The 5,576-nt window shown below is 77.0% G+C and carries 7 protein-coding genes; 3 read left to right on the forward strand and 4 right to left on the reverse strand.

From position 1 onward, the window contains the following. Together RIF68_RS25660 and rpmG are read right to left on the reverse strand one after the other, a co-directional pair. The coding region (locus tag RIF68_RS25660) for a 50S ribosomal protein L31 (RefSeq protein ID WP_309053677.1) at positions 1 to 159 on the reverse strand (159 nt) is incomplete at its 3' end. Positions 160 to 164: 5 nt separating this feature from the next. Continuing rightward, positions 165 to 329: a 50S ribosomal protein L33 gene (gene rpmG / locus RIF68_RS25665; RefSeq protein WP_044382365.1), complete on the reverse strand. Its 165-nt coding sequence runs from the start codon at positions 327 to 329 to the stop codon at positions 165 to 167. Between the two features lie 63 nt (positions 330 to 392). On the opposite strand from rpmG, the gene rpmB reads away from it, so the two are divergent. Together rpmB and rpsN are read left to right on the forward strand one after the other, a co-directional pair. Next, positions 393 to 629, forward strand: a complete 237-nt coding sequence (gene rpmB / locus RIF68_RS25670) for a 50S ribosomal protein L28 (protein WP_309053673.1) — start codon at positions 393 to 395, stop codon at positions 627 to 629. Continuing rightward, positions 629 to 934 (forward strand): 30S ribosomal protein S14, encoded by a 306-nt coding sequence (rpsN, locus tag RIF68_RS25675; RefSeq protein ID WP_309053674.1) that lies wholly within the window; start codon positions 629 to 631, stop codon positions 932 to 934. Before rpmB ends, rpsN begins: the two co-directional genes overlap by 1 nt. A gap of 201 nt (positions 935 to 1,135) precedes the next feature. On the opposite strand, the gene RIF68_RS25680 is transcribed toward rpsN, so the two are convergent. After that, positions 1,136 to 3,196, reverse strand: a complete 2,061-nt coding sequence (locus RIF68_RS25680; RefSeq protein ID WP_309053675.1) for an FUSC family protein — start codon at positions 3,194 to 3,196, stop codon at positions 1,136 to 1,138. A 117-nt stretch (positions 3,197 to 3,313) separates the two neighbouring features. Continuing rightward, positions 3,314 to 4,447 (reverse strand): DUF2786 domain-containing protein, encoded by a 1,134-nt coding sequence (locus tag RIF68_RS25685; protein ID WP_309053676.1) that lies wholly within the window; start codon positions 4,445 to 4,447, stop codon positions 3,314 to 3,316. Positions 4,448 to 4,617: 170 nt separating this feature from the next. Here RIF68_RS25685 and RIF68_RS25690 point away from each other — a divergent pair, with 170 nt between their 5' ends. Continuing rightward, complete coding sequence (locus RIF68_RS25690) at positions 4,618 to 5,553, forward strand: ABC transporter ATP-binding protein (protein WP_375165064.1); 936 nt, start codon at positions 4,618 to 4,620, stop codon at positions 5,551 to 5,553. Positions 5,554 to 5,576 lie beyond the last annotated feature (23 nt).

A 5,576-nucleotide genomic window follows, 5' to 3' on the forward strand; every position in this document is an offset into this window, starting at 1 on the left:
CGCCGAGGAGATCTCGACGTCGACGACGGGGTAGGTCCGGCCGTCCTCCCATTCCACGGTCTTGTCACTCGTGAGCGTGGAGCGGGTGAGGAAGGCGAAGCCGCCCGCCCTGTCGCGGAAGACGACGAGCTCGTACGGGGGGTGGATGCCGGGCTTCATGGGGGTCAGCGCTCCTCTCGGAAGTCGACGTGACGGCCTGCCACCGGGTCGTACTTGCGCAGGGTCAGGCGGTCGGGGTCGTTGCGGCGGTTCTTGCGGGTGACGTAGGTGAACCCGGTGCCGGCGGTGGACCGGAGTTTGATGACGGGTCGGAGTTCGTTGCGGGCCATGCCGTGTAGAGTAAATGAAAATGAATCCCATTACCAATATTCCTCCGGAGAGGTAGGTCACCCTTGTCCGCCCACTGTCAGCTGACCGGCGCGCGGCCCGGATTCGGCAACCGGATCTCGCACTCCCACCGCCGCAGCTCCCGCCGTTTCGACCCCAACATCCAGCGCAAGCGCTACTGGCTCCCCAGCGAGGGCCGGTACGTCCGGCTGACGCTCAGCGCCCGCGGGATCAAGACCGTCGACACCCTCGGCATCGAGGCCGCCGTCGCCCGCATCCGCGCCCGGGGGGTGAAGGTCTGATGGCCAAGCGCAGCAAGATCGCCCGCAACGAGCGGCGCAGGACGGTCGTCGCCCGGTACGCCGAGCGGCGCGCCGAGCTGAAGGAACTCATCCGCCGCCCCTCCACCCCGGCCGGCGTCCGCGAGGCCGCCGTACGCGAGCTGAGCCGCCAGCCGCGGGACGCGAGCGCGACCCGGGTCCGCAACCGCGACGCGGTCGACGGCCGCCCCCGGGGCCATCTGCGGAAGTTCGGCCTCTCCCGGGTCCGGGTCCGCGAGCAGGCGCACGCGGGGTTCCTGCCCGGGGTGCGGAAATCCTCCTGGTGAGGTGAGCCGGGGGCCGTCGGACCCGGTCGCGGCGCGGGGCGCGTTCCGGGCGCGGGACCCTCAGGCCCCGGGCGCGGGGGCGTTCCGGGCGCGGAGGCGTTCCGGGCGCGGGACCCTCAGGCCCCGGGCACGACGCAAGGCCCGGGACCGTCAGGCCCCGGGCGCGGCGCGGGCGCGTTCCGGGCGCGGGGCGCGGGCGTCTCAGGTGTCCCGCAGCGCCCCGGACAGTGCGTCCAGAGCCTCCAGGAGCAGGCGGGCCGCCTTGCGCAGGACCGGGTCCGGCACCTCCGTGTCCCAGGACGCGAGCGTGCGCCGCAGCTCGTCCCAGTCGGGCTCGCGCCGCTCCCGGACCGCCTTCGCGCCCCGCTCGGTCACCCGGCGCAGGGCCTCCGCGAGGCGGGCGGCGGCGGGGAGCGGTGGGGCGCCGGGGTCCGGAAGGTGCGCCTCCAGGAGCATCGCGGCCCGCCCGAACTGCGCCAGGGCGTGCCCGGCCTCCTCCGCCACCGCGTGCGACAGGCCCCGGTGCCGTACCGGCTCGTGGGTCGCCCGCGCCACCGCCTCCTGCCACGCGACCCGCGCCGCCCGGGTGTCGAGCAACGCCTCGCGGACGGCGGGCCCCGGCGCCCCGGCCGGGTCGGCGTACCGGGCCGCGACCGCCGCCGCGTACCGCCCGGCCGCCGCCAGCCAGTCCGCGAGCCGGCCGCGCAGCCGGGGCGTCTCCCAGGCCGGGTAGACGGCGTACGCCAGCATGGCGAGGAGCCCGCCGAGCAGGGTCAGCAGCACCCGCTCCCGTACGGTCTGGGTCGGCCCCTCCCCCACCATGCCGAGCAGCAGGACGACGTACGCGGCGACGCAGACCTGCGCCACCGCGTAGCCCGTCCGCATCAGCAGGTACATCCCGAAGGCGCACACCACCGCGAGGGCTGCCGAGGTGTACAGACCCGGGTGCGCCGCCCGCACCACCCCCGTCGCCAGCGCCACGCCGACCAGCGTGCCGCCGAACCGCGCCACGGAACGCGCGTACGTCTGCGTGAAGTCCGGGCGCATCACCATCACCGAGGCCATCGGCGCCCAGTAGCCGTGGCCGAACGGCAGCGCCGTGCCGAGGAGGTACCCGGCCGCCGTGACCGCCGAGACGCGCAACGCGTGCCGGAGGACCGGGGAGCCGGGGCGCAGCTCGGCACGGACCTTCGCGAGGACGACCGGCACGAGCCGCACCAGGGTGGGGCGGGTGAGGGTGACGGGGTGGTGCGGCGGCCGGGCGCCGGAGGTCTCCGTGCGGGGCTCCGCCGTCTCCAGGACGTCGCCGAGCAGGGCGGCGAGGCGGAGCGCGGCGCGCCGCGGCGGGCCGGAGAGGATCGCGCCGGTGTCCGGGGTGCGCAGCGCGGCGAGCGCGGGTCCCGGAAGGGCGACGGGCTCACCGTGCCGGATCGCGTGCGCGGCGGCGTCCAGGACCGTCGCCGCCGCGCCGAGCAGCTCCCGCACCCGGTCCCGCTCGCGGCCCTCCGCCGGGACCCCGACCGCCGGATCGGCCAGCGAGGCCAGCACCGGGCGGATGCGCTCGGCCAGGCCCCGGGCCCCGTGCAGCTCCGCCGGCCGGCGGCGGGCCTCGCGGGGCGTGACGGCGGCGGCGCTGCGGGCCGTCATCAGCGGTACGGGGTCGAAGGCGGCCACCGGGTCGTGCCGCAGGCGCCGGGCGTAGTCGGCCTCGGCGGCGAGCGCGTCCGCGAGGGCGTCGCGCTGGGGGCCCCAGCGGCGTACGGGCAGCAGGACGACCAGGAGGGCCTGCACCACCCCGCCCGCGAAGATCACGGCGGCGTGACCCGCGGCGGTGGCGACGGAGGTCGGGAGGGTGACCGTGACCAGCATCATCGCCACGTTGGAGGAGGCGATCAGGCCGGCGGTGGGGCCGGCCGCCCAGGCGAGCCCGGCCAGGAAGGTCCACAGGAGCAGGAGGACGAGGAACGCGAGGGTGTGGGCACCGGTGAGGTAACCGGCGAAGGTCGAGACGGCGAGGCTCGCCCCCGAGGCGAGGGCGAGCGTGGGGCGGGGCCGCCAGGACCGCTGGAAGGTGGCGATCGCCGCCTGGAAGGCCCCGAAGGCCGACGACACGGCGACGGCCGGCCCGAACAGCGCGAGCGCCACCCCGACGACGAGCGCGAGCCCGAGCGCCCCCCGCGCGGCCACCAGAGGTTCGAGCCGCCGCCGCTCGACGGCGAACCCGGAGCGGGCGGTCTGCTTCAGGGCGCGGAGCCAGCTCATGGCCCGAGCGTATCCAGGAAGGGGTCGTATCAGACATTTCGGCCCGCCGGGGGTGGCGGCCCCGCCGTCCCGGCCGCCGGGTCCGCCGCGCCGGTGCCTGGGCCGGGGGGCGGGACCCTACGGCAGGGGAGGGCGGCCCGGGTGGAGGCCGGCGCGGTCGGCGGCGGTGGCGCCGTGGGTCCAGCCGGCCTCGTCCCAGGCGGCGCGGACGCGGGTCGTGCGGGTCTCCGGGAAGAGCTGGTCGGTGCGGGCCGCCACCGCCACCTCGCGGCTCGCGAGGGCCGGGAGGAGGGACGGCGTCTCGGAGGCGACCCGCCGTGAGGTCGCCGACAGCCGCGCGCCGAGCCGGTTCGCGTACGCGAGCAGGAAGGACTGCCGGAAGGACTTCGTGCGCTTGCGGCCCGCCGCCCGCTGCTCCGCCTCCGCCCGCGTCATCGCCGTCGTCCCCTGCACCAGCAGCGAGGTGTAGAGGAGTTCCACCGGGTCGAGGTCCGCCTCGAAGCCGATCACCGTCGAGAAGCCGTACGCCTCGTTCCACACCGCCCGGCAGTGGTTCGCCGTGGCCACCGCGTCCAGCAGGATCGCCTTCGCCTGCTCGTACGGCGGCTCCACCCCGATCCGGATCGCGCCGGGCGTCTCCGGGGAGGGCGCGCCCGCCGCCAGGGAGGCCTCGTCCAGGCTGTGCCGGGCCATCAGTTCCTGGGCCTTCGCCGTGAGCGCCTCCGCCTCCTCCGGGTAGCCGGTGGCCTCGGCCTTCGCGAGCAGCGCCCTGATGCGGGTGAGCATCCGGGGCTCCCCGGCCGCGGCGGGCGGCAGGACGTCGCCCGGCACCGGCCCGACCGCGTCCAGGCGCGGCAGCCGGACCAGCAGCCGGTACAGCTCCAGGACGGCCGTCGCGTACGAGAAGCGGTCGGCCGTCCGGCCCGGCGGCTCCAACTCGTCCAGCTGGGCCCGCCAGCGGCGCGGGAGCGCCCCGTACCGGGCCGTCTCCTTCGCGATCAGGCCGGAGAGGAGACGGACGTGTCCGTCCGACAGCTCGCGCCGTGCCACGCGCGCCAGGTCCGCGGGCTGCCAGCCGCGCTCCCACAGCGTCCGTACGAACTCCTCGCCGCGCCGCGCCAGTTCGGCGTCCGCGCCCGGGTCGGCGGCGAGCAGGGACGCGGCCGTGTCGAGGGAGTGGTCGTCCCGGGTGTGCAGGGCGGCCCGCAGGGCCTGTGCGACGGTGGTCGCCTCGGTGCGCCCCTCCGACATGGCTGTGCCTCCTCCGGCGGTCCTGTCCGCCTCGGCACGATGGTCTCAGGCGGCGGGGACGCGGGCACCGGGCGGGCCGTAAAGGGGGGCCCGGGGGTAGGCCTGGCCCCACCCCCGGGACGCCCGGCAGTGGTCGTGATCGGGACCGGCCGAAACGGTTCGCTGGAGCCATGACCACCACGCCGACCACACCCGTCACGCCCGCCCCTTCGGCCCCTGGCGTCCCCGGCAGGCCCGCCGTGCCCGTGGCCGTACGGCTCCGGGGCCTCGTCCGGCAGCACCGGGACGTCCGCGCCCTCGACGGCGTCGACCTCGATCTCGCCACCGGCACCTTCACCGCCGTCATGGGCCCGTCCGGCTCCGGCAAGTCCACCCTGCTCCGGTGCGCGGCCGGGCTCGACCGGCCGACGGCGGGCAGCGTGGAGGTCGGCGGCGTCCGCCTGGACGGCCTGGGCGAGCGGCGTCTGACGCTGCTGCGGCGGGACCTCATCGGTTTCGTCTTCCAGTCCTTCAACCTCCTCCCCTCCCTGACGGCCGCGCAGAACGTGGCCCTCCCGCTCCGCCTCGCCGGCCGCCGCCCGTCCCGCCGCGAGGTGCGGGAGGCGCTGGCCCGCGTCGGCCTCGCCGGACGGGAGCGGCACCGGCCCGGCGAGCTGTCCGGCGGGCAGTGCCAGCGGGTCGCCGTCGCCCGCGCCCTGATCGCCCGGCCGGCCGTCCTCTTCGCCGACGAGCCGACCGGGGCGCTGGACTCGACGACGAGCCGTGAGGTCCTGGACCTGCTGCGGGCTCTGGTCGACGGCGACGGGCAGACCGTCGTCATGGTCACCCACGATCCGGTGGCGGCGGCCCGCGCGGACCGGGTCGTCCTCCTGGTCGACGGGCGGGTCGCCGGCGAGCTGAGGGCCCCGACGGCCGACGCGGTCGCGGCCCGCGTGGCCGCCCTGGAGAGCACCTCGGCGACTCACCGGGAGAGTGCCGGGGAAGTCCCCGGGGCGGGCCCGGGAAAGGGCCCCGGGGGAGGCACCGGACAGGACCCCGTCCCCGCCGGAACCGCCGGCGCCGGTTCGCGCGTCGCCACGGGAGCGGTGGAGGGGGCGGGATGCTGAGCGTCGCCGTCGCCGGGCTGCGC

It is taken from the genome of Streptomyces sp., assembly GCF_031178505.1.
Classification (GTDB): Bacteria; Actinomycetota; Actinomycetes; order Streptomycetales; family Streptomycetaceae; genus Streptomyces; species Streptomyces gulbargensis.